The organism is Salinibacterium hongtaonis (assembly GCF_003065485.1).
Classification (GTDB): Bacteria; Actinomycetota; Actinomycetes; order Actinomycetales; family Microbacteriaceae; genus Homoserinimonas; species Homoserinimonas hongtaonis.
Genome location: NZ_CP026951.1, coordinates 1,855,526 through 1,879,667, shown reverse-complemented (window position 1 = coordinate 1,879,667; position 24,142 = coordinate 1,855,526). Strand labels below are relative to the sequence as shown.

The following is a 24,142-nucleotide window of genomic DNA, read 5'->3' as shown; positions in this document are numbered from 1 at the left end:
ACGGGTAGTTCTGCCCATACCCCCCGCTCGCGGGTAGACGCCAGCACCTGCTAAGTTGTCCCAGGATTCACGGTTGATCGGTATGGGGGATGTCATTTTCACGCTCTCCGCTCTGCGACCGCAAAGTCGCAAGACAATAGCCTCCGTTCTGGTGATGGCAGTCGTTGCCGGCGTTCCTCTCACGATCGCCGCCCTGCATCCCGGGTTCCCGGTATCGGATGTTGACCTCACCTCGCGAGACGTCTGGGTCACCAACGGCGAACAGCTTTTGGGTGGCAGGCTCAACCGGCAGATCGATGAGCTGAACGGCTCCGTCGTGGCCTCTAGCGCCGACTTCGATGTGTTGCAGGATGGCGACACCCTGTTCATGCACGACCCGACGAGCGGCCGGGTGGAGTCGGTCAACCCGGCAACCACGGAGGTCACGTCGGCGATCGAGGTGCCCAAGGGCTCCGAAATCGCGTTCGGCGGCGACCTGCTCTCGATCCTCTCGCCCGAGGGCGAGCTGTGGGCAATCCCCGCCGTGGGCGACCTGCAGTTCAACTACGTTTCGCAGCCGCCCATCGCCACGCTCGGCGAGGGCGCGCATGTTGCCGTCAGCCGGGACGGCGTCGTGCTCGCCGTCTCTGGCAAGAAGGGCAAGCTCTACCGGCTGGAATCTCTCGCAGACCTGCCGGTCGAGAGCGGGTTCCCCAAGGTGGGCGAGTTCCAGATCGCCGCGGTGGGCGATCGGGCGGTCGTGTTCGACCAGACGACGAACGAGCTGGTCACCGAGGATGGCAAGGTTTACCCGCTGGGCGACGAGCCAGGGCTCCGCCTTCAGCAGACGAGCCCGGAATCCGATCGAGCGATAGTGGCAACGGGCGAGTCCTTGCTGTCGGTCAACCTCGGTTCTGGTGCTGTCGACGTGCTGTCGGCCGATATCGACAGCGCCGTGACCGACCCCGCGCAGGTTGCTGCTCCCGTATCCCTTGACGGATGCGCGCACGGTGCCTGGGCCGGGGCGCAGAAGTATGTTCTCGCCTGCGACGGGCAGGAACCAGCTCCGGTCGACATCGAGCAGCCCACCCGCGGCAGTGCGCTTGAGTTCCGGGTCAACCGCACGGTAATCGCGCTCAATAACCTCGACAACGGAAACGTGTGGCTCGTCGACGAGAACATGCGTCTCGTGGAGAACTGGGAAGACGTCACCCCGCCGGAGGAGCAGGAGACGGAGGAGGTCGGCGACGAGAAGTCGGCGATCCAATCGTTCGAAGACACCCTCGCGGAGCGCACCGAGACCAACCGACCGCCCACCGCCAATGACGACGACTTCGGCATCCGCCCGGCACGCACCACAATTCTCTCGCTGCTCGATAACGACACCGACCCCGACGGCGATGTTCTGGTGATCTCGGCATTCGATGCCATCTCTGAGACGACGGGGCGCATCGACACGATCGATGGCGGGCGTGCCCTTCAGTTCACCCCTGCGGCTGGCTTCGTGGGCAGCGTGACCCTCAACTACACGGTCGACGACGGCCGGGAGGGAAGCGATAGCGCCCGAGTCACGGCGCGCGTCGTGCCGGATGAGTCGAACGCCCTGCCGATCCCCGTTCGCATCGGCGGAATCAGTGTTGAGGCAAACCAGACCGTGAGCTACAACGTTCTGGCCGACTGGAAAGACCCCGACGGGGACGACATCTTCTTGATCGGGGCGTCGCCGAAGTCCGGCGACCTCGTGCGATTCACACCAGACGGTTTCGTGACCTTCACCCACCAGACCTCCGAGTTGGGGGAGAAGGAGGTGGCCTTCCAGGTCACCGACGGGCGTGGCGAAGCCGTCACTGGGACCCTCGTCGTCACGGTCGAACCGGCCGGATCGCTCAACCCCATCGGCACCCCCGACTTTGCGGAAACGTTCGTGGACGAGATGGTGGTCGTCGAGCCGCTGCTGAACGACATCTCGCCCTCCGGCGCCCAGCTCGCCCTCATCGGAATCGAGGAGCCGGGCGGATCCACCAGCGCTAGCTTCTCGTCGGATACCGGCACGCTCTCGTTCTCTTCGTCCAAGCCCGGCATCAACTACGTGAAGTACACCCTCACCGCAGGGGCCACCTCGAGCGTAGGAATAGTGCGCATCAACGTGCTGGAGAAGCCCGACGACGCATCCTTGCCCCCCGTGGCCGTCAAGGACATCGCCTATCTCCGGGGTGACGAGCCGACGACCGTCTCCGTGCTGAGCAACGACGTTTCGCCGTCTGGCCGCGTACTCGCCGTGCAGAGCGTCGATGTTCCTGCCGAATACAAGGCAAAGGGCCTGGTCGTCGAGCTTTTGGCCTCCACGAGTGTGAGAGTCACCTCACCTGCGGCCCTCACGGCGCAGGCCTCCTTCACTTACACGATCTCCGATGGCGTATCCACGGCGTCGGCGGGCGTCTCCGTCGTGCCCGTGCCTGCCCTCACCAAACACCAGCCGCCCGTGGCCCAGAACGACGCCGCGCGCGTGCGGGTGGGCGACATCGTCACGGTCGATGTGCTCGACAACGACTTTCATCCGGATGACTCCTCGATGTTCCTGGACGAGAAGCTCATCACAGAGCCCGCAGAAGGAATCGCGTTCGTGAGCCGCGACACCGTGCGCTATCAGGCGCCGCGGGAGCCGGGCGAATACCGCCTCGACTATCGAGTGCTCGATCCCTTCGGCGAGACCGCCGCAGCCACCGTCGTCTTCACCGTCGTCGCAGAGGATGAGGCCAACAACCAGAGTCCCATCCCGGTGCCGCTGGTCGCCCGAGTTCTCGCCGGCAATGCCATCCGGGTCGACGTGCCACTGAACGGCATCGACCCCGACGGCGACTCAACCCAGCTGCTCAACTTTCCCATCAGCCCTCAGCTCGGCACCGTGGGAGAGGTCGGCCCCGGCTACTTCTACTACGAAGCATCCTCGGCAGCGGCGGGCACCGACGTCTTTAGCTATGAGGTCTACGACGCCTTCGGCGCTACCGGAGTCGGCGAGATCAAGATTGCCGTGATCCCCGAGCCGGACGAACTGCAGGAGCCGAGCGCTGTTCCCGACAGCGTCTCGATTCGCCCGGGCCGCCTGGCGCAGGTCGACCTCATGGCGAACGATTCAGACCCGCAGGGCGCGCCCATCAAGGTTTCGGAGACGCTCGTCGATGTGCCAGAGGGCATCGACGCTGAGGTCATCGACAAGCGATTCCTCGTGGTGAAGGCGCCAGACGATGTGCAGTCGTTCACTATTCGCTATGAGCTCAGCAACGACCGCGGCGGCTCGGTGATGAGCTATGTGCTCGTGCAGGTCACCGAGGATGCGCCCCTTTTGCCGCCGACGGCAGAAGACGTGCAGATTCTCACCAAGGACATCGCCGGCGAAGAGACCTTCACGGTGGACGTGCTCGATGGTTATGCGTTCAACCCGTCGGGGCCGAACTCCGACCTCGTCGTGAGCATCGAAGGCCCCAACAAGTCCTCGGCGCAGCTACTCGAGCGAAACGGCCAGATCGAGGTGACGCCCGGCAAGAAGCGCCAGGCGGTGGCCTACCGCGTGACCAACGAGGCCGATGAGCTGAGCGCGCTCGCGTTCATCCTCATCCCCGCTGCGGTCGACGAAGACTTCGATGACCCGCCCTACATCGACCCCAATCTGCCCATTCAGTACGTCTCCATGAACGAATCGGGCGAGTGGGATCTCTCGGGGATCGTCAAGGTGCCCTCCGGCCGGGCGGCCTGGATCGCCGACGAGACCTCGGTCACCGCAATCCAGTCGAACGGCGAGTCGCCTTTTGTCGACAAAGACACCCTGCGGTTTACGCCCGTTCGCGACTACCGCGGACCGGCATCCATCAACTTCACGGTGACGGACGGCTCGTCTAAGAACGACCCCAAGGGCAACACCGCCAATCTGACCCTGCCGATCATCGTGGGCGACCCAGAGTTCCGCGACACCCCACCGGAGTTCACAACGCCCAACACGCAGGTTGAGGTGGGGGAGACCACGATGGTCGACCTGCGCGCCTCGACGGGGCACCCCAACCCCCGGATTCTGCAAGAGGTGACGTATTCCAACATCACCGGCCAGGCATCCGGATTGCAGGCGAACCTCTCGGGCAGCGAACTCACCCTCACGGTGCCGAGAAACACACCAAAGGGCACGACGGTCACGTTGGGCGTCACGCTTCGATGGGATGACTTCGAGGTTCCCGGCACGATCAACGTGACGGTGGTCGGTTCGAGCAAGCCGCTCGCCGTGGCCGTGACCGATGTGCACGAGATGAAGCGGGGCGGTGGTGACGGCGGAGGATCCATCACGGTCAATCCGCTCACGAACGACTCGAACCCCTACCAGACCACGGGCGAGCCGCTCACAATCGTTGAGGCCACGGTCTCCAACTCCGGCGAGCCGGCCACGGTGACTCACTCCGGGACCTCGGTCAAGATCACCCCGTCGCCCTCGCTCAAGAGCGGCGTTGTCGAGGTCATCTACACGATCGAAGACGCCACAGAAGACAACGATCGCCGCGTCAACGGAACGATTACCCTCACCGTGAGCGATGTTCCGGATGCCGTGGGCAAGCCGACGGTGCCGACGCAGGGTGACGAAGGCGCCGTGACGATTGGCTTCGCCGCTCCCGCCTCGAACGGAAAGCCGATCACAAGCTACGAGGTCACCTCGAGCCCCGGATCCTCAACGCCGACCACCTGCGCCCCGCCCTCCTGCACCATCACGGGCCTCACTAACGGCACCGCCTACACGTTCTCCGTGCGGGCCATCAACCAGCACGGCCCCGGCGCATGGTCGACACCGAGTAACGCTGTTATTCCCTACGGCACCCCCGGAACGCCCACGGTGACGATGTCGGTCTCGGACCAGTGGGCGCCCGGTGGTTCCCTCTCCGCCAGCTGGGGCAGTGTCAACCCCAACGGAGGTTCGGTGACGTACACGTGGCAGCTCGTCAACGGCGGCGATGTCGCGCAGTCGGGCACCACCCAGGGCACGACGACCGGCACACTGAGCAATTTGCCAGCGGGTAGCCACACCGTGAGGGTGTTCGCGACGAACACCGGCCAGAAGTCCGGCGGCACTGGAACCTCGCCGGTGGGAAGCATCACCACGCAGGGTGTGGCGCCAGCTCCCGGCGGCTTGGGTGCTCGGGTCTCCGACGGCGAAGCGCCAGGGAGCATCACCTGGCACTGGAACGCCGTGAGCGCGAGCCCCGGCGGTCAGGCAAGCCTGTCCTACGAGGTGAGCCTCAACAACGGTGGTTGGGTTGGGGTCGGTACCAGGACCGAGTACTCGCAGAGCCGGCTCTCGGAGGGCAACTACGACCTCCGCGTCCGTGCGGTAAACAAGTCAGGAGCGGGGGCCGTCGCGGGCCCCGTGCGGGGCCGCATCGAAGCCCCCCCGCCCCCGCCGGAACCCGACCCGCCGAAGGTCGTGCTCCGCAAGGGCGGGGCGATTGGCTGTCAGAGCAGCGGCGGCAGCTCAGGGTGCCACAAATTCGACATCACCCTGGAGAACTTCGGGGGCGGTGGCCACACAGTGGAATTCTTCTGCAACGGCTCGAACATGGGCTACCGAACGTCGTTCTCCGGCAACCATTTCGCGCCGTCGTCTCCGCACTGTGGCTTCCCGAACACCTACGTGGAAGTCGATGGCAGGAAGAGCAACGTAGTGGACTTCAGACCGTGATCCAGAGAGGCCAGAAATGCCAGTAACCCAGGAGCAGGCGACGTGGTTCGCTGACGCCTTCCAGAAGCTCATCGCTAACGTGGATAAGGCGATTGTGGGCAAGGACCACGTCATCCGGCTTGTGCTCACCGCTCTCGTCAGCGACGGACACGTGCTCCTCGAGGACTACCCCGGAACGGGCAAGACAGTGCTGGCCAAGGCCCTCGCCAACACGCTCGACGGGTCTACCTCGCGCATCCAGTTCACGCCAGACCTGCTGCCCTCCGACGTCACGGGGGTCCAGATCTTCGACCAGTCCAAGGGCCGCTTCGAGTTTCACAAGGGGCCGATCTTCGCCTCAATCGTGCTCGCGGACGAGATCAACCGCGCCAGCCCCAAGACCCAGAGCGCCCTGCTCGAGGTCATGGAGGAGGGCGTCGTGACGATCGACGGCGAGGGGCATCCCGTCGGCGCCCCCTTCCTCGTCATCGCAACGCAGAACCCGGTGGAGCAGGCCGGAACCTACAAGCTGCCAGAGGCGCAGCTCGACCGGTTCCTCATCAAGACGACCCTGGGCTACCCCGATACCAAGACGACCGTCGCGCTGCTCATGGATTCCTCCACCCGCGCTCGGGCCTCGCTCGTCTCGCCCATCATCAAGCCCGAATCGATCGTGGCGATGGCGGCGCTCGCATCCGAGGTCTTTGTCGACGAGTCGGTCATGCAGTATCTCAGCGACATCGTCGAGGGCACTCGCAAGGATCGGGATGTTGTGCTCGGCGTGAGCATGCGAGGCGCGATGGCCCTGGCTAGGGCCATTAAGACCTGGGCTATCACGCAGGGCCGCACGTATGCGACCCCCGACGATGTGCGCGATCTTGCCGTTCCCGTGCTGGCCCACCGCATCATCCTCGACCCCGAGTCGGAGTTCGCCGGCGTTAAGGCAGAGGACATTGTGAGCCGCATCCTGGTGGGCATCGAGCCGCCTGCCTACCGGGCGGCGTAGCCGAACGATGTCAGCTTCAAGCACAGCGAGCTTCGATGCGCGCGGCACTCGTGCCACCCGTTTCGCCGGTGGGGTGACGCGCGCGTCGGCTTCGGCACGCCGTCTTCTCACGGCGATCGGCGCCATCGTCACGCCCGTTGTGCGCCTGATCTGGCGCGGCATCGGGCCGGTGCTCAACGTTGTCACGGGGCTGGGCTGGCTCGTGGTTGCCCTTGGCGTGCTCTCGCTCGTTCTCAGCCTGATCTTTGGCTGGCAGGAGTTTATGTACCTGGCAACGGTGCTCCTCGCTGCGCTGCTCGTGAGCACGCTCTTTCTCGTGGGCCGCTCCTCGTTTGGGGTGTTCATTGAGCTGAACCCTCGCCGCGTTGTCGTGGGTGACCGGGCGATGGGCCGCATGGTGGTGACCAACACGGGGGAGCGCGCGCTGCCGCCGACCCGCATGGAGCTGCCCGTCGGCCGCGGGCTTGCCGAGTTTCAGCTTCCCGGCATGAAGGCGGGGGAGGAGCACGAAGAGTTGTTCGCCGTCCCCACCCACAAACGTGCCGTCATCGTCGCTGGCCCCGCCGAATCGGTGCGAGGAGACCAGCTCGGCCTGCTGCGCCGCGCACAGAAGTGGGCCGACCCCGTTGACCTGTTCGTGCATCCGCGCACCGTGCGCCTCGCGCCGTCAGCCGCGGGGCTCGTGCGTGACCTTGAGGGCCAGGTCTCCAAGAAGATCACCAACAACGACATCGCTTTTCACGCCCTTCGGCCTTATGTTCCTGGCGACGACCGCCGCTACGTTCACTGGAGAACTTCCGCGCGCATCGGCCAGCTCATGGTGCGGCAGTTCGAGGAGACACGGCGCTCGCAAGTCACCATGATTCATGCCTCGCGCAGCGAGCTCTACGCAACAGAAGACGAGTTCGAGCTTGCGATATCGGTGACGGCGTCGATCGCCGCTCAGATCATCCGCGACGGCACGCAGATGAACGTCGTGAGCGAATCCGGCATGTGGCGCACCCAGACGGTGACCTCCATGATGGATGCGTCGTGCCGCATCGAGCCCAGCGGCCGCGAGTTCTCGACCCTGCGCGAGTTTGCGCGGGAGCGCACTCGACGGCTGCCGGCCCCCAGCGTGGTGATGATTGTTGGCGGTTCGGGTATGACCATCGCCGATTTCAGGAGCATTCAGTCGCTGTTCGGGCAGGACACGAGTCAGGTGGGGTTCCGCGTGGTCCACGGTTCTGAACCCAAAATCTCCGTTGTCGCAGGGCTCACCATGATCACGATCGGCGACCTGGCCGATCTGCCTCCGCTCATCAGGGGGCTCGGACGATGACGGATAACACCGGAGCTGAGCAGGCGGCGCAGAGGCGAGCCGTTCAGAAGCTGCGCATGCCCACCCCGCGCGTCTGGGCAGATATCGCGGTGCTACTCACGCTCGCAGTGATCGGCCTCATCGGCTTTCAGCCATCGTTCGGCGGTTACAGCTTCTTGCTTCCCGCCCTCGGGGGGCTTGCCGTCGGCGCGGCCAGCGGCATCGTCGCCTCGATGTATCGACTCACCCTCGTGCCCACCATCCTCGTGGCGCTCGTGGCCTACTTTCTCCTCGGGACAGCGCTCGCGGTGCCCCAGCAAGCATTCCTCGGGGTGCTGCCGAGCCTGCAGTCCCTCACGAGCCTCACGGTGGGTGCCGTCTTCGGGTGGGCCGACATCGTCACCCTCAGCACCCCTGTGGGGGCCCCCCAGTACATTCCGGTCGTGCCATATGTGGCCACCTGGCTGGTCGCTCTCGTCTCGGTTTCGCTGGCAACTCGATGGCTTTCCGCTCGGCCGCGCACCGCCTGGCGCTTTGGAGTTGCCCTCATTGGCCCGATCGCCATTTATCTGGCGAGCATCCTCATCGGCACAGAAGATCCGTTTCAGGCCGGGATCCGCGGCGTCACCTTTGGCGTGCTTGCCCTCATCTGGTTGGGCTGGCGGCACCAGTCGGCAGGCTCCGTCTCGGAGGAGGCCTCGCGCAGGCTTCGTGCCCGCAAGCTCACGGGAACCGCCGTGGTCATCGTCGGCGCCGTGCTTCTCGGCGGCGGCGCAGGGTTCTGGATGGCTCCCGCCCAGGACGAACGATTTGTGCTGCGGGACGAGATCGAACCACCGTTCGATCCGCTGCAGTACCCCAGCCCTCTCTCGGGCTTTCGTCACTACACCAAGCAGGTCACCGACGACGTGCTGTTCACGGTAGACGGCCTGCGCAACGGCGATGTCATCCGGCTCGCAACGCTCGATTCATTCAACGGCAAGCTGTGGAATGTCACAGGGGCCGACGCCAGCACGGGCGGTTCGGGTTCGTTCAGGCTCGTGGGTCGCTCGCTGCCCGAGCAGACCTTCGTCACACCGGATGCTCGGCGCGATGTCGTCTTCACGATCGGCGATTATGCCGATGTGTGGGTGCCCAGTGTCGGTTACCCCGAATCCCTCGATTTCATCGACGGGGCAGCGAGCGGGGCCACGGACAACCTGCGCTACAACGGCTCGACAGGCACCGCCGTGCTCACGTCGGGGTTGCGCGAGGGCGACAGCTACACGATCGACGCCACAGTGCAGAGCGTCGTCACGGCCGCCGACCTCGCCGAGGTTCCCATCGCGAGCGTGGAGCTTCCCCCTGTCGAGGGGTCTCCGGATGTCGTCACGTCGAAGGCGCAGGAATATGCCGCCTCGGCATCCTCTCCTGCTGCTCAGCTTGAGGCAATTCGCATCGCGCTGGCGACCCAGGGATTCCTGAGCCACGGGCGTGCCTCCGATTCGGTTGCCTCGCGGGCCGGGCACGGTGCCGACCGCATCGTGGACCTTCTCGAGCGCAATCAGATGGTGGGTGATCAGGAGCAGTACGCGTCGGCTTTCGCCCTCATGGCACGCAGCTTTGGCTACCCGGCGCGCGTGGTCATGGGGTTCGCCCCTGAGATCGCCGATGGCCAAGCGGTTGAGGTCACGGGCGACGATGTGACGGCCTGGGTCGAGGTTGCCTTCGACGGTGTCGGCTGGGTTGCCTTCAACCCCACGCCCGACGAGACCGACATCCCCCAGGATCAGACGCCCAAGCCGCAGAGCGAACCGCAGCCCCAGGTTCGTCAGCCGCCGCGCGCTGACACCGACGACGAAGACCTTCTTTCGCCGGTGGAACTCGAAGAGACCGACGAAGACGACGAGGGAGCCTGGTTCATCCTTCCTGGATGGGTCTATGTGCTCGGCCTGAGCATCCTCATTCCGCTCGCGCTGCTCTTTATCCCCATGTTCGTCGTGGGCTTGATCAAGGCGCGCCGAGCGAGACTCCGGCGCTCAGCTCCGCCCCATCACAGCGTTGCCGGTGCGTGGGAAGAGCTTGTAGACCAGTTTTCCGAGCTCGGCTACGACGTGCCTGCCGCGACAACCCGTACCGGTGTCGCGACACACCTCGAAGACCAGGTGGCGGGGGAGCGCCTGGTGCCGCTGAGCTCGCTGGCAACAGCAACCGATGAGGCAGTGTTCTCTGGGCAAGAGATCAGCGCTGAGCGCAGCGAGGCGGCGTGGAGTGAGGCGCAGGCCGCAGTTGAGGCAGGCCGCCGCGGGCTGAACAGAACGCGACTCTTTGTTGCCCGCTACCGCATCCGCTCTGCCCGCGACTGGGCGAAGCGAATCTCGACGAAGAAGACGGGCGAGAACGGCACCGGTTGACGAGGCCGAGTCACGCCGGTGGGGTAGCATGACTCGCTGAACAAACATGAGGGGAGTCCACAAAATGTCATCAGACGACGGATTCCTCGCGCCGCCTCCTGGCCTTGTTCCCGCGGCCAAGCCGAACGAACCCGCGGTGGAGCCGGTTGCCGCCACGGACTTCATCAGTCTTCCCCCCGGCGTCTCGCTGCCGGCGCTCGACTCCGAAACCCTGCGGGTGGATAATTCCCGGCGGGTTCGCGCCGAGAGAGAAGAGCCTGAGACTCCCACGTTCGTGCCCATGGTCGCCCCGGGCCTGCCCGCAGCCGTGTTTGCGCCCGTCGACGAGGAGACGAGCTTCGTCGAGGTCACGCGGGCTGCTCCGGAGTGGCGCATCGGACTGCCCGGCGGCGGCCAGGTGCTGCTGGAGCGCACCGCTCTGATCGGCAGGGCTCCCGCCGTCAACTCGCTGTGGCCCGACGCCCAGCTCGTTGCCGTTATCGACCCCGTTAAATCGGTGTCCAAGACCCATGCCGCTCTCGAGGTTGCTGCGGATGGGTCGCTCTGGGTGCACGACCTCAATTCCACGAACGGCGTTTCGGTGAGCCACAACCATGGCGAGGAGTTCGCGGTCATCCCCGACGAGCGTGTCTCGATCGGTGATGGCACCGTGGTGTACCTCGGAGAGTTCGAGCTAACGGTGCTCGGCGCAGCGGGCAAGGCCTGAGCCGAAGTAGACTGTCACGATTGAGCGCATGCCTATTCGTGCGCTCGGATTCGTAGAGAAAGGCATCACTGTGGGCAGAACGCTGGCAGAAAAAGTCTGGGACGACCACGTCGTCACCAAGGGCGAAGACGGCACCCCCGACCTCCTCTACATTGACCTTCACCTTGTGCACGAGGTGACGAGTCCGCAGGCCTTTGATGGCCTTCGCGTGGCCGGTCGTCCGGTTCGCCGCCCCGATCTCACGATCGCGACAGAAGACCACAACACCCCGACTCTCAACATCGATCGCCAGATCGAAGACCTGACGAGCCGCACCCAGATTCAGACTCTGCGCAACAACTGCGCCGAGTTCGGGGTGCGCCTGCACCCGCTCGGTGACATCGAGCAGGGCATTGTGCACGTCGTTGGCCCGCAGCTCGGCCTCACGATGCCCGGCATCACGGTCGTCTGTGGCGACAGCCACACCTCGACCCACGGCGCATTCGGCGCGATGGCATTTGGCATCGGCACGAGCGAGGTTGAGCACGTTCTTGCGACCCAGACCCTGCCGCTCAAGCCTTTCAAGACCATGGCCATCACGGTCGAAGGAGAGCTGCGCCCCGGAGTGACGGCCAAGGACATCATCCTTGCTGTTATCGCCAAGATCGGCACCGGCGGAGGCCAGGGCTATGTGCTCGAATACCGCGGCAGCGCCATCCGTGCACTCTCCATGGAGGGCCGCATGACGATCTGCAACATGTCGATCGAGGCGGGTGCGCGAGCCGGCATGGTCGCCCCCGACCAGATCACCTATGACTACCTTGAGGGCCGCCCCCACGCGCCCTCCGGCGAAGATTGGGATGCCGCAGTCGAGTACTGGAACACGCTGGCCACCGATGACGACGCCGTCTTCGATGCCGAGGTGTTTCTCGACGCCAACGAGCTTGAGCCCTTCGTGACCTGGGGAACCAACCCCGGCCAGGGAGTCTCGCTGAGCGACTCTGTGCCCGTTCCCTCGGAGATCGACGACCCCAACGAGCGCGCTGCGGCCGAGCGCGCACTCGAATACATGGATCTCGAGGCAGGCACGCCCATGAAGCAGATCGCGGTCGACGCGGTCTTCATGGGTTCGTGCACCAACAGCCGCATCGAAGACCTCCGCGCATTCGCGTCGGTGATCGAGGGCAAGACCAAGGCAGACGGTGTTCGCGTCATGGTCGTGCCGGGCAGCGCCAGAGTGCGCCTCCAGGCCGAGGCAGAGGGCCTCGACAAGATCATTACGGACTTCGGCGCCGAGTGGCGTTTTGCCGGATGCTCGATGTGTCTTGGCATGAACCCAGACCAGCTGGCCCCCGGCGAGCGGTGTGCATCCACCTCCAACCGCAACTTCGAAGGGCGCCAGGGCAAGGGCGGCCGCACCCACCTGGTGTCGCCCCTCGTGGCCGCAGCGACCGCCATTCGCGGAACCCTCTCAAGCCCCTGGGATCTGGAGGGTGATAATGAGGTCTCCGCGCAGCAAGCCGCAGACACGCCGATCTATGATGCCGTAGCCCGACAGTTTCCAACCACAGTGAGCGAGGTATCGGCCTGATGGATAAAGTCACGACGATTACCGGTGTTGCTGCGCCCCTTAAGCGTTCCAACGTCGACACCGACCAGATCATCCCGGCGGTGTTCCTCAAGCGAGTCACCAAGACCGGCTTCGACGACGCCCTGTTCTTTGGATGGCGCCAGGATGACGAGTTCGTCTTGAACCGTCCCGAATTCCAGGGTGCCAAGGTGCTCATCGCCGGCCCCGACTTCGGAACCGGCTCCAGCCGCGAGCACGCCGTGTGGGCGCTGCGCGACTTTGGTTTCGCCGCGGTGCTCAGTTCGCGATTCGGCGACATCTTTAGGGGAAACTCGGGCAAACAGGGTTTGCTTACCGGCGAGGTCAGCGAGGACGACATCGAAGCCCTGTGGGCAGCCATCGATGCCAATCCGGGCATCGAGGCGACCGTCGACCTCGAGACGCGAACGGTTTCTGTGGGAGAACTCACAGTGCCATTCGCCATCGACGACTACACTCGCTGGCGTCTGATGGAGGGGCTCGATGACATCGCGCTCACCCTTCGCGACGAGGGAGCCATTACCGATTTTGAGAGCCGCCGCGCCAGTTGGCGCCCGACGACACTCCCGGCACGATCGACGGAGGGTATCTGAGTGAACGCACTCACCAAGGATTCACAGAAGGCAGCGGCCAGGGTGGGACTCACCTCTGACGAGATTGTCATCACCGGCGGAAAACCGCTGAAGGGAACCATCCAGGTGCGCGGGGCCAAAAACCTCGTGACAAAGGCGATGGTTGCCGCGCTTCTGGGGGAGACGCCGAGTGAGCTGCGCGGAGTTCCCGACATCAGCGACGTTCAGGTGGTTCGCGGACTTCTTGAGGTCTACGGCGTCCGCGTCACCAGCCCGTCCACTGGGGAATTGCACTTCGACACCGCCAACGTTGAAAAGGCGCACTTCGCCGAGATCGATGCGCATGCTGGCGCCAGCCGCATCCCGATTCTCTTCTGTGGCCCTCTGCTCCACCGCCTCGGCGAAGCCCGCATCCCCGACCTCGGCGGCTGCCGCATCGGCGACCGCCCCATCGACTTTCATCTGGACGCCCTGAGGGCCTTCGGTGCGGTTGTCGACAAGACCTACGAGGGCATCTACATCACGGCGCCCAACGGGCTCAAGGGCGCCAACATCGAGCTGCCCTACCCGAGCGTTGGTGCGACCGAGCAGGTGCTGCTCACCGCCGTGCGCGCTGAGGGCACCACCGAGCTCAAGAACGCCGCGATCGAGCCAGAGATCATGGATCTCATCGCGATTCTCCAGAAGATGGGCGCGATCATCTCGGTCGAGCCCAACCGCGTCATCCTCATCGAGGGCGTCGACCGGCTCGAGGGCTACCGCCACAGCGCACTCTTCGACCGCAATGAGGTGGCGAGCTGGGCCTCGGCCGCTCTCGTCACGCACGGTGACATCTTTGTCGAGGGTGCGCGGCAGTCAGAGATGATGACGTTTCTCAACGTCTTTCGCAAGGTCGGTGGGGCGTTCGACGTTCACGACAACGGCATCCGCTTCTGGCACCCTGGTGGCGACCTTAAGCCCGTCACGATCGAGACGGATGTCCACCCGGGTTTCATGACCGACTGGCAGCAGCCGCTCATCGTGGCTCTGACACAGGCCCATGGTGTTTCGATCGTTCACGAAACCGTCTACGAGAATCGATTTGGCTTCACCGAGGCTCTCAACGAGATGGGCGCAAACATCGTTGTGCACGCAACCGGTCTGCCCAACCATCCGCGCCGCGTTGCCCGCCGCGACTTCGAACAGGCTGCGACCATCACGGGCCCGACTCCGCTGCACGGCGCCGCGCTGCACGTTCCCGACCTGCGTGGCGGCTTCAGCCACCTCATTGCGGCGCTGAGCGCCGAGGGCGAGTCGACGATCAGCAACATCGGAATCATTAGCCGGGGATACGAGCACATCATCGAGAAGCTTGCCGCCCTCGGTGCTGACTTCGTCTACGAAGGGTAAGCCGCGGGTGGCCACCGAATCACGCCCGAAGTCTGAGAAGACCCCGATATTTCGTTTTCTCGCGTTCTTGATCTTGCCGATCATGACCGTGATCGCCCGATACCGCATCGTCGACGGCGAGAAGCTGCCCAAAAGCGGTGCCTTCATTCTCGCCCCGAATCACTTCAGCGAGATCGACCCCGTGGTTATTGGTGTCGTGATGTGGAAGCTGGGGCGCATGCCGCGGTTCTTGGCTAAAGCCTCGGTCTTCAAGATTCCCCTGGGGGGTCGGCTGTTGCGCGCTGCAGGGCAGATCCCTGTCGAGCGCACCACCAACGCCCGCGGCGCAGAGCCGCTCAAAGCAGCCGCTCGTGCCGCGGACGAGGGCCTTGCCGTTGTGATCTATCCCGAGGGCTCGCTCACGCGAGACCCTGACCTGTGGCCGATGCGCGGCAAGACCGGTGCCGTGCGAATGGCGCTCGAGGCGGACATCCCGCTGATTCCCGCCGCTCACTGGGGCACCCAGCTGGTCATGCCGCGCTACGGGCGCAAGATCAGCATCTTTCCGCGCAAGACGATCACGGTGAAAATCGGTGACCCCGTGGATCTTTCCCGCTTTAGGGGCAAGCCGATAACCGCGTCTTTGCTCACCGAAGCGACCGATGTTCTCATGGCCGACATTTCTCAGCTGCTAGCCGAACTACGCGGCGAGCCAGCACCGGCGGAGCGCTGGGATCCAGCCAAGAACAATCAACAAGAGACGGGGCGCTTTTGACCAGCACGAGGCCAATTCGCCTTCCCATTCCCGGGGCCACCCGCGTTGCAGTGCTCGGCGCTGGCAGCTGGGGCACCACGTTCGCCAAGATTCTGGCCGACGGAGGAGCGGATGTCGCGCTCTGGGCGAGGCGTGCAGAGCTTGCGCGCGAAATCGCGGAGAGCAAGCGCAATAGCGATTACCTGCCGGGCATTAACCTGCCCCGCACCCTGTGGGCGAGCCACATTATCGAAGAGGTGCTTGACGGCGCCGAATACGTCTTTCTCTCGGTGCCGAGCCAGAGCCTCCGCGGCAACCTGCGCGACTTCGGGTCGATCATGCCGCGCCAGGCCACGATCGTGAGCCTCATGAAGGGCGTCGAGAAGGGCACCCGTTCTCGCATGAGCGAGGTCATCCTCGAAGAGCTGGGGGTCTCTCCCGACCGCATCGCCGTGGCATCCGGCCCCAACCTCGCTCTCGAGATCGCACGCGAGCAGCCCACCGCTGCGGTTGTTGCGTCGTCAAGCCTCGACACAGCGACCCGGGTCGCCATGCTCGTCTCTAACCCTTATTTCAGGGCGTTCGTCAACACCGACGTCATCGGCACCGAGTTCGGCGGAGTGCTCAAGAACCTCATCGCGGTGGCGATCGGCATCGTCGACGGCGTCGGCTACGGAGAGAACACCAAGGCGGCCATCATCACTCGCGGCCTCGTGGAGATGACGGACTTCTCGGTTGCCTACGGAGCCAAACCCGAGACGCTTTCCGGCCTAGCCGGGCTCGGCGACCTCATCGCCACCTGCGAATCATCGCTCTCCCGCAACAACACGGCGGGCAGGCTTCTGGGCCAGGGTTACAGCTTTTCAGACGTGATCAAACAGATGAACCAGACGGCGGAGGGTCTCTCCTCGGTCGCCCCGATTCTCGAACTTGCTCAGGCCAAGGGCGTCGTCATGCCCATCGTTTCTCAGGTGGCAGAGGTGCTAGCGGGCACGATGAATCCCCGCGACATCGCGCCGCATCTCACGACCGATTCCGACGTTCCGCAGGGCGAATAGTCGCCGACGGAATTATTGCCGCGCCAGTCGTGCTTCAAGTCGACTCAGGGTCTCTTTCTGGGCGGGGTTGAGGGCGTCGGAGTGATAGCTCTCGAACAGCCCCAACGTCGCGTCGTCGAGGGTAACTACGGCGGATAGGAGCGGTTCGATCTCAACGACCGCGTGCTGCAGGAGGGGCAATGAGACCCCCACCAGGTGCTCAATCTCGGCATCGGAGGCGTCGGAGCGCAAGTCGTCGAAGAGGCGCCTCATCTCGTGGAACCCTGAGATCTCCGACGCGGTGGCCAGCTTGCTGTAAGCCTGCGCGAGTCGGTCGGCGCCGTGTTCGCCGGCGAGATGATTCAACAGGATCGCGTAGTCACGCTCAGAGCGTGCTGACTCGGAATTCGCCGCACCGCCCGTGAGGGTGGCCACGAATGGCGCCAAAAGCGGAGGCAGATCGGGGGAGGAATCGCTCGCCCTGATCTCCCGGATCATCGCCTTCTGTGCCTAGAGTCGTCGAATCTCGTCGTCGATGCCCTCCTCGATTTGGTCGAGCAGGGGGGAGTGTTCGCGATCTGCCTCATCGAGCATGCGGGGCATGTGTTCAAGCGGGATTCCGAGGTCGGCCAGTCTCCGGATGCGCAGCAGGCGCACGAGATCATGCACGCCGTAGTCGCGGTAGCCGTTGGTTCCTCGAGGGGGCTCTTCCAGGATGCCGACCTGGTGATAGTGCCGAAGGGTGCGCACTGTCACGCGTGCCAGGGCTGCGAGCTCACTGCTTTTCATGGGCGACCCGTTCCTGTGCCTCTGCCATCGGAATCGCGTGCGAGCCCAGGCTCCTGAGGGTGGGCAGGGCGAGCGCACACATCCCCGCGATGGCCCAGACTATCGCCATGCAGACCGCAGCCGTCCTGAGGTCGAATTGCTCGCCGATCACACTGACCCCGACAATGCCCAGCGGGGCGGCGAGCATCATCAGTGAATTTTGGGTTCCCATAATGCGACCCCGCATGGTCTCGGGGATCGCCTCGATCATCAGCACCCCCGTGAGGCTTCCCAAGGCTCCCGCGCACATCCCAAACAACGCCGCCGAAGCCATGATGATGCCCGTTGAGGCCAGCGACGAGAGGGCGCCGAGCGCCAACACCGTACCGATCACGCTCGCGACAAACCACAGCCGCCGCGGCAGACGACCGCCGAGCGTGGCAAAGGCGACGCCGCCGACAAGGGTGCCGACCGCGAGGGCAGAGAGAACGAATCCGAGCATCGCCGGTTGCTCGTGCAGGGCGAAGTGTGCGGGCAGCACGAGTCCCTGCATCGCGGCGAGGGCGACAACCATGACGAGGCTGACGACAGTGGATGCGCGAAGGACGCTTCGTGACCCGAAGAGCATGCGCCATCCGGCCATGTGCTCGGTCCAGAGCGACGATCGCACCATGGCAGAAGCGGTGGCAGGGGCAGGCGTCTCCGTGGAGACGACTGCCCCGACGCTCGACGGAATCAGCAGGGTGAGCGCAGCAGCCAGGAGCGAGGTCCCCGCCGTGATCCACAACACGGTTGATCCCGGGAGCAGCATCATGAGCGTGCCAGCTGCGGCGGGGCCGAGAACGACAGTGAGCGCCCCCGTGCTCTCCCGGAGCCCAACGAGTTGCTCAGAGGTGAGGCGCCCGTTTCGCACGATGGCGGGGAGCATCGCTTCCCGCGCAGTGAGTCCAGGGATGTCGCCCAGGGCCCCCAGGATGCCGAAGAGCACGAACCATCCCAGGCTGAGCCCTGTGATGTGGTCGACGACCGGAAGGGCTGCCATGGATGCCGCCGACAGCACATCCGCGACGACGGACGAGGTTCGCCGGTTGACGCGGTCGATCACGACCCCCGCAGCGAGGCCAACCAGAAACGCAGGCACCGACGTCGCAACGGCCACGGTTCCCGTGGCGACGAGGCTGCCCGTCGACTGGAGCACGATGAGGGGCAAGGCGATCGCGGCGATTGAGTTGCCCAGCAGCGATGCCGCATAGGACGCGAGATACAAGAAAGGGGTGAAGGCCATGTCCTGACTCAAGACCATGACGTTACGTCGGAGTCAAGCGACGGAGCGGCATCCGCATCTGCGCACAGCAAGCCCCCGGCCCCTGTCTCGGACGCGGTGTACTGTAGCTAGGTGATTACTGCCTTGGCGGATGGACGACTGCTCGCTGAGAAGACGGGCTCGACCCCTGTGCAGGTCGTCGCCCTTCACGGCTGGGGTCGCACGGGTGCCGATTTCGGCACCATCGTCGACGGCCTCAACGCTTTGTCGATACACCTGCCCGGATTCGGCATCACCCCAGAGCCTTCTGCCGTGTGGGGCAGCGAGGATTACGCGAACGACCTTGTCGAGGTGCTGCGCGAGATCGGGCCCGTCGTCATCGTCGGCCACTCGTTCGGAGGCCGCGTCGCCGTTCGGCTCGCGGCGCAGCATCCCGAACTGGTCAAGGGCCTCGTGCTCACGGGGGTCCCGTTGCTCAGACTGCAGGCCGCGCCCAAGGCAGCGGCGTCGTACCGTTTGATTCGCTGGCTTGCCCGGCGCGGGCTCGTCTCGCAGAAGACCCTGGAAGCCCAAAAACACAAGCATGGCTCTGCCGACTACCGCAACGCATCCGGAGTGATGCGCGACATCATGGTGCGCGTCGTCGGCGAAGACTATCGCGACGACCTGGCCCGCATCACCGCCCCCGTTCGCATGGTCTGGGGCGAGAGAGACACGGCGGCACCAGCGGATGCTGGTCGCGCGGCCAGCGAGCTCATTCCGGGCGCGCGGTTTCGCACGGTCGCGGGTGCCGGGCATCTGCTTGAGGGCGACCTCGCGGTCGAGGTCGCTCAAGAACTTCACGAAATGCTCCAGGAGGTGGCGTCATGACGCTGTTAATCATCGTCACTCTCGTGGTGGCCCTCGTCGCGGCCGCTCTCGCTGTTGTCCGGTGGCTGCGAGTCGCCCAGCGCGAGCACTACATTGCGGGCTGGGTTGGCCGCATCGCCTGGCTGTGGGTGGTGCGTCGGCCCATCAATGCGGTTCTGCTCGCTGCATCCGTTGTGCTCATCGCGCTCTCGGTCATTCTGGTGGCCACCCAGGCGCTAATAACCTCTGCGATCGTCAGCTTGGCGGCGCTCGTCGTGGCCGCGGCGTTGCCCATTGGGCTGGGCTTGCGCGGCACCAATACGCGGCTCAACTGGACGCAGCGTGCCCGGCGCCTCGCGATTGCGTACTCGGCCGCGATTGTGCTCGTCGGAGCGCTTCTGTGGTGGATGCTCGGACCGGTAGCGGCGGCCCTCACCATCGTGCTCGCGCCGGTGCTCATGGACGCGGTTCTCGTGCCGCTCAACGCGCTCGAGAAGCGGCTCTCGCACAAGTACCTCGTCAGCGCCCGCAAGCGTCTCTCGCAGGTTCGCCCTACGGTCGTTGCCATTACCGGCTCCTATGGCAAGACGTCGACCAAGGGTTATGTGGCCCATGCCCTGGCTGGCTCTTTTTCGGTGGTCGCCTCGCCGGCGAGCTTTAACAACCTCATGGGCCTGTCTCGTGCCGTCAATGACCGTGTCGTCCCCGGCACTGAGGTCTTCATCGCCGAGATGGGCGTCTATGGCCCCGGCGAGATCCGCGAGCTCAGCGAGAGCTTTCCACCCGATATCGCCGCGATCACCACGATCGGCGAGGCGCACCTTGCCCGCATGAAGACCCGCGAGGTCATCGTCGCGGCCAAGTCGGAGATCACCGAGCGCGCCAAGACGGTTGTGCTGCCCATCGATCAGCCCGAGCTGCGAACGCTCGCCGATAAGTGTGAGCGGGAGGGCAAGCGCGTCGTGCGGGTGTCGACGGTCGCAGGGGCAGACGCCGATGTCGTTGTCGACGCAGCATCCGGCACCGCCACTGTGCGCCCTGCTGGCGGGGGAGCCCCGGTGAGGGTGCCGATCGAGGTTCCCGGCACCGGTCACGCCGTAAACATTGCCGTGACGATCGGCATCGCTCTCGCGCTCGATGTGGATGTCACGACGATCGCGCCTCGCCTGCACAACCTTCCGGGCGCCCAACACCGCGCCGAGGTTCAGCAAGCACCATCGGGTGCGATCATCATCGACGACACCTACAACTCCAATCCCGTCGGTGCCGAGCGGGCACTCGTGGGGGCCGCAGAATTGGCCAGCGAACGCGGGGGCAACCTCGTCGTGGTCACCCCCGGCATGGTCGAGCTGGGTTCGGTGCAGCACCAGCGCAACCGCGACTTTGCGGCATCCGTCACTGCTCATGGCGGCCAGCTGCTCATTGTCGGCCGCACCAACCGCGCGGCGCTCCTAGAGGGAGCTGCCGGAGCGGCGCATCCGCCTCTCGTTTTCGACCGGAGAGTGCAGGCCGTTCAGGTGGCTCTCGATCAGGCCGCCGACCGAGGCGTTATCCTCTATGAGAACGACCTCCCCGACCACTACCCCTGATCGTCGCGCGGGAGAAGTGCAACCCAGCGAGTGAATGGATGAAGTAGATGGCAGTGAGCACAACCTGGGCGGTTCTCTTTGGCGGGCCGTCGCCCGAGCACGAGATCTCGATCCTCACGGGACTTCAGTCGGAGCGCGTGCTCACGGCTGCGGGCGACACGGTTTTGCCGATCTACTGGGCACCCGCTGGCGGGTTCTACCTCGTGCCGTCTGCGACCGAGGCTAAGGACTACCTCGAGGGCGTTCCGGCGAACTCGAAGTCGGTCGAAGTGCGCCTCGGCGAGAAGTCGGGCCTCTTTATCAAGAAGCGCTTCGGCGAGGACCAGCTCGAGCCAGAGGCCGTCCTCGTCACCCTGCACGGTGGCGTCGGAGAGGGCGGAGGGGCTGCGGCCCTGTTCAGCCTGCTCGGCATCCCGGCGACCGGGTCGAGCCTGTTCGCTGGCGCCGTCGGCATGGACAAGCTCGCCTTCGGTGGCCTGCTCGGAACTGCCGGCATCCCGTCACTGCCGCGCGAATTGCTCTCGCAGACCCGCGAGCCGTCGTTCTCGGGCCCCTACATCGTCAAACCGCGCTTTGGCGGCTCATCCATTGGCATCGAGATCGTCGACGACATCGCCGCGGCGCGTGCCATCGGCAAGGCCAGCACGCACCTGAGGTCCGGTGCCGTGCTCGAGCCGTACCGCCCCGACCTGGTTGACCTCAACATCGCCTTCCGCACGTACCCCGTGCTTGAGACGACTCAGCTGGAGAAGCCCCTTCGCGGTGGCTCCGCCGAATCTGGCCTCTACTCGTATGCAGAGAAGTACCTCGCCGGATCAGCCGGCACGGAGGCCGGGCTCACGAGTGCGCCGCGCGAGCTCCCCGCCAACGTTGCTCCCGGCATCGCCGAGCGTGCGGATGAGCTGGCCCGCCAGGTTGCGGAAGTTACCGCTCTAACGGGAGTCGCCCGTGTTGACCTGCTGCTCGATGAGTCGACGGGCGAGCTATTCGTGAACGAGGTCAACTCGATCCCCGGTGCCATGTCGCTGTACCTCTGGGCTCCCCAGCAGTCAGCCGCCACGGTGTTGCGCGACGCCCTCATTGAGGCGCGCGACAAGCGCTTTCAGCTGCCCGCCGCCGGATTCGGTTCGGGCGCAGCCCTTCGCGCCGCCGGTGGAATCGCGGGCAAGCTGGTCGGGCTCGACGGCCCGCGCGGCTAGCCTTCTGGCAGCTCCAGAACGTCCTCTGGCGAGGTGCAGGCGCCGGTGGCAGGAATGCTTCCGACCGCATTCGCGATGGCAAGGAGAGCGGAAGTACCCGAGGTGGCCTCGGCGTCGATAACAACCTCAACGGCAGGGTCGCGTCCATAGGTCGTAAACACGAACGTGGGCGCGTCTGCGTCATCGCGCAGCCAGTCGATGCCCTTGACCGTGAAGCACGGCAGCGTGGACGGGCCCGGCACCTCGACCCCGCATCGCAGCAGAACAGCGGTGGGGTCGCCCCACGCTGCGGTCGCCTGAGCGTCGGTTTCGCGCAGCTTCAGATCGTTGATCGCGTCGGGAAGCCGAACGGTGATCTCGGCACAGTCCACGGATGTTGCATACGGCGCTGCGGTCATGGGGACCACGCCAGCGCATCCGGTGAGAAGGGCGATTGCGGTTGCGGTGAGGGCTGCAGCAAGGGTGCGCTGCGACGTGAGGGGCACCGGTTAAGGCTACCGTGTCCAGTGTGAAGACAGCCGATACCCTCGCATCGTTGGGCGAGAACGAGGCGCTTCGGCGCATCTTTCCGCTTCTGCCGGAATCGCGATCCACGATCCTCGGTCCCGGCGACGATGCGGCGATCATTGCGGCACCGGACGGGCGGTTCGTGGTGACGACGGACATGATGATCCACGGGCCAGATTTCAGGCTCGCGTGGTCCGAGGCTGGTGACCTGGGCTGGAAGGCCGCGGCATCTAACCTCTCCGATGTTGCGGCGATGGGCGCCGTGCCGACCGCGTTGGTCGTGGCCCTGGCCGTTCCGGCCGAGACACCCGTTTCGTTTCTGGAGGGCATTGCGGATGGCCTGCGGCAGGCGTGCGAGGCGCTCGCGCCCGGCTGCGGCGTGGTCGGCGGAGACCTGTCGGTATCGACCACCATGACGATTGCGGTCACCGCCTTCGGCGATCTTGAGGGCCGGGATGCCGTGACGCGCTCCGGCGCGCAGGTCGGCGATGTCATCGCCGTCTCCGGGGTGCTGGGTGAGGCCGCCGCAGCGCTCCACCTCCTATTTGCCGAGGGCATTGACGCAGCAGGCCATCCCGACTCTCAGCGGGCCGCCGCCCTCCGGGATCGCACCGGCCCCCAACTGCGCCCGTCGCCTCCGATTGCGGACGGACCCGCTGCAGCGCAGGCCGGGGCGACGTCGATGCTCGATCTCAGCGACGGCCTCGCCAAAGATGCCGCCCGCATTGCCGTGGCGAGCGAGGTCACGTTCGACCTGTTTTCGCTGGCCCTCGGAGCCGATCCGCTCACGGCGTTCCATGGCGGGGAAGATCACTCGCTGCTGGCGACGTTCCCCGAGGGCGCTGAGCTGCCGGGCGGATTTCGCTCCATCGGCGTCGTTCTGCCGGCGGGCAAGCATCCGGTGCTTCTCGATGGCACTGCCGTCGATGCGGGTGGGTGGGATCCGTATCGGGGCTGGTCTGGCGCTCTGGGTTAGCTTCGTGCCCACCACAGCGTCGTGTCGCCGTAGTCCTTGCCGCGGTCGAGTTCGAGCCCGGCGGGCCAGCGGGGCTCTGGGCTGCGCGAACTGCGTTCGACCATAACGATGGCGTCGTCGGCCAGCGGCAGCGCCGCGAGAGTCTCGGCCAGCTCGTCTTCGCCGAGGTCATAGGGCGGGTCGATAAACACGAGATCGGCCTTGCCCTTGTAGCCAGCGAGAAAAGAATTCACGGCAATGGGGGCGATCGTGATGCGCAGATTCTTGGGGCCGCGGTCGAGCACGAGCTTGGCATTGCGGCGGCAGATTGCGGATGCTGCGCTGTTCTTTTCGACGAGCACCACGTCCACTGCGCCTCGGCTGGCCGCCTCAAGCCCGAGAGACCCCGATCCCGCGTAGAGGTCGAGCACCGTTGCGCCGGTGATGGCGTCTCGCGCTTCGAGAGCCGAGAAGATCGCTTCGCGCACCCTGTCGCTCGTGGGCCGGGTTCCCTTGGGGGGCACGGCGATAGCGAGCGAGCCCGCGAACCCTGAGATGATGCGCGTCATGCGCCGAGCCTACCGGCTGCGCGATGTGGCCCTGTCGGTGTCGCCCG

The 24,142-nt window shown here is 65.2% G+C and carries 19 protein-coding genes; 14 read left to right on the top strand and 5 right to left on the bottom strand.

The features are described 5' to 3' along the window. The first annotated feature begins 154 nt into the window (after window positions 1-154). The 10 genes from C2138_RS09005 (at window position 155) to C2138_RS08960 (ending at window position 16,416) form a co-directional block, all read left to right on the top strand. Window positions 155-5,692 (top strand): Ig-like domain-containing protein, encoded by a 5,538-nt coding sequence (locus C2138_RS09005; protein ID WP_159078190.1) that lies wholly within the window; start codon window positions 155-157, stop codon window positions 5,690-5,692. A 16-nt stretch (window positions 5,693-5,708) separates the two neighbouring features. Beyond that, the gene (locus C2138_RS09000; protein WP_108517214.1) at window positions 5,709-6,677 is read left to right on the top strand and encodes an AAA family ATPase; all 969 of its coding nucleotides are present in this window, start codon (window positions 5,709-5,711) and stop codon (window positions 6,675-6,677) included. Window positions 6,678-6,684: 7 nt separating this feature from the next. Then, complete coding sequence (locus C2138_RS08995) at window positions 6,685-7,998, top strand: DUF58 domain-containing protein (protein ID WP_108517212.1); 1,314 nt, start codon at window positions 6,685-6,687, stop codon at window positions 7,996-7,998. Next, on the top strand, window positions 7,995-10,370 hold the full coding sequence (locus C2138_RS08990) for a transglutaminase domain-containing protein (RefSeq protein WP_108517210.1): 2,376 nt from the start codon (window positions 7,995-7,997) through the stop codon (window positions 10,368-10,370). The genes C2138_RS08995 and C2138_RS08990 overlap by 4 nt, the downstream gene beginning before the upstream one ends. Window positions 10,371-10,434: 64 nt before the next feature. Continuing rightward, entirely contained in the window at window positions 10,435-11,076 is a 642-nt protein-coding gene (locus tag C2138_RS08985; RefSeq protein WP_159078189.1) for an FHA domain-containing protein, read from the top strand. Between the two features lie 28 nt (window positions 11,077-11,104). Next, window positions 11,105-12,646 (top strand): 3-isopropylmalate dehydratase large subunit, encoded by a 1,542-nt coding sequence (gene leuC, locus C2138_RS08980; protein WP_199286525.1) that lies wholly within the window; start codon window positions 11,105-11,107, stop codon window positions 12,644-12,646. Next, window positions 12,646-13,257: a 3-isopropylmalate dehydratase small subunit gene (gene leuD / locus C2138_RS08975; RefSeq protein ID WP_108517207.1), complete on the top strand. Its 612-nt coding sequence runs from the start codon at window positions 12,646-12,648 to the stop codon at window positions 13,255-13,257. Before leuC ends, leuD begins: the two co-directional genes overlap by 1 nt. 42 nt (window positions 13,258-13,299) lie before the next feature. Continuing rightward, on the top strand, window positions 13,300-14,625 hold the full coding sequence (murA, locus tag C2138_RS08970; protein ID WP_408640561.1) for a UDP-N-acetylglucosamine 1-carboxyvinyltransferase: 1,326 nt from the start codon (window positions 13,300-13,302) through the stop codon (window positions 14,623-14,625). Window positions 14,626-14,632: 7 nt separating this feature from the next. Further along, window positions 14,633-15,379 carry a lysophospholipid acyltransferase family protein gene (locus tag C2138_RS08965; protein ID WP_233245461.1) on the top strand — a complete coding sequence of 249 codons (747 nt, stop codon included), beginning with the start codon at window positions 14,633-14,635 and terminating at the stop codon, window positions 15,377-15,379. Then, on the top strand, window positions 15,376-16,416 hold the full coding sequence (locus C2138_RS08960) for an NAD(P)H-dependent glycerol-3-phosphate dehydrogenase (RefSeq protein WP_233245460.1): 1,041 nt from the start codon (window positions 15,376-15,378) through the stop codon (window positions 16,414-16,416). The genes C2138_RS08965 and C2138_RS08960 overlap by 4 nt, the downstream gene beginning before the upstream one ends. Before the next feature lie 12 nt (window positions 16,417-16,428). Here the strand turns inward: C2138_RS08960 and C2138_RS08955 are convergent, their stop codons facing one another. The 3 genes from C2138_RS08955 to C2138_RS08945 are packed head-to-tail and all read right to left on the bottom strand — an operon-like array spanning window position 16,429 to window position 18,448. Continuing rightward, the gene (locus C2138_RS08955) at window positions 16,429-16,893 is read right to left on the bottom strand and encodes a hypothetical protein (protein ID WP_108517204.1); all 465 of its coding nucleotides are present in this window, start codon (window positions 16,891-16,893) and stop codon (window positions 16,429-16,431) included. Window positions 16,894-16,905: 12 nt separating this feature from the next. Further along, on the bottom strand, window positions 16,906-17,184 hold the full coding sequence (locus tag C2138_RS08950; protein WP_108517202.1) for a MerR family transcriptional regulator: 279 nt from the start codon (window positions 17,182-17,184) through the stop codon (window positions 16,906-16,908). Beyond that, window positions 17,171-18,448 carry an MFS transporter gene (locus tag C2138_RS08945; RefSeq protein ID WP_108517201.1) on the bottom strand — a complete coding sequence of 426 codons (1,278 nt, stop codon included), beginning with the start codon at window positions 18,446-18,448 and terminating at the stop codon, window positions 17,171-17,173. The genes C2138_RS08950 and C2138_RS08945 overlap by 14 nt, the downstream gene beginning before the upstream one ends. A 111-nt stretch (window positions 18,449-18,559) precedes the next feature. On the opposite strand from C2138_RS08945, the gene C2138_RS08940 reads away from it, so the two are divergent. Genes C2138_RS08940 through C2138_RS08930 form a run of 3 tightly spaced genes read left to right on the top strand, consistent with a single transcriptional unit; the run spans window position 18,560 to window position 22,064 of the window. Continuing rightward, window positions 18,560-19,297 carry an alpha/beta fold hydrolase gene (locus C2138_RS08940; RefSeq protein ID WP_108517199.1) on the top strand — a complete coding sequence of 246 codons (738 nt, stop codon included), beginning with the start codon at window positions 18,560-18,562 and terminating at the stop codon, window positions 19,295-19,297. Beyond that, window positions 19,294-20,865 carry a Mur ligase family protein gene (locus C2138_RS08935; protein ID WP_108517197.1) on the top strand — a complete coding sequence of 524 codons (1,572 nt, stop codon included), beginning with the start codon at window positions 19,294-19,296 and terminating at the stop codon, window positions 20,863-20,865. The genes C2138_RS08940 and C2138_RS08935 overlap by 4 nt, the downstream gene beginning before the upstream one ends. A 47-nt stretch (window positions 20,866-20,912) precedes the next feature. Further along, window positions 20,913-22,064 carry a D-alanine--D-alanine ligase family protein gene (locus C2138_RS08930; protein ID WP_108517195.1) on the top strand — a complete coding sequence of 384 codons (1,152 nt, stop codon included), beginning with the start codon at window positions 20,913-20,915 and terminating at the stop codon, window positions 22,062-22,064. Here C2138_RS08930 and C2138_RS08925 read toward each other — a convergent pair. Next, the gene (locus tag C2138_RS08925; protein WP_233245459.1) at window positions 22,061-22,549 is read right to left on the bottom strand and encodes a DUF3515 family protein; all 489 of its coding nucleotides are present in this window, start codon (window positions 22,547-22,549) and stop codon (window positions 22,061-22,063) included. The two genes, C2138_RS08930 and C2138_RS08925, sit on opposite strands and share 4 nt — an antisense overlap. A gap of 23 nt (window positions 22,550-22,572) precedes the next feature. On the opposite strand from C2138_RS08925, the gene thiL reads away from it, so the two are divergent. Further along, window positions 22,573-23,547, top strand: a complete 975-nt coding sequence (gene thiL / locus C2138_RS08920) for a thiamine-phosphate kinase (RefSeq protein WP_241961089.1) — start codon at window positions 22,573-22,575, stop codon at window positions 23,545-23,547. On the opposite strand, the gene rsmD is transcribed toward thiL, so the two are convergent. Continuing rightward, window positions 23,544-24,095 carry a 16S rRNA (guanine(966)-N(2))-methyltransferase RsmD gene (gene rsmD, locus C2138_RS08915; RefSeq protein WP_108517192.1) on the bottom strand — a complete coding sequence of 184 codons (552 nt, stop codon included), beginning with the start codon at window positions 24,093-24,095 and terminating at the stop codon, window positions 23,544-23,546. The genes thiL and rsmD overlap by 4 nt on opposite strands. Window positions 24,096-24,142: the final 47 nt, after the last annotated feature.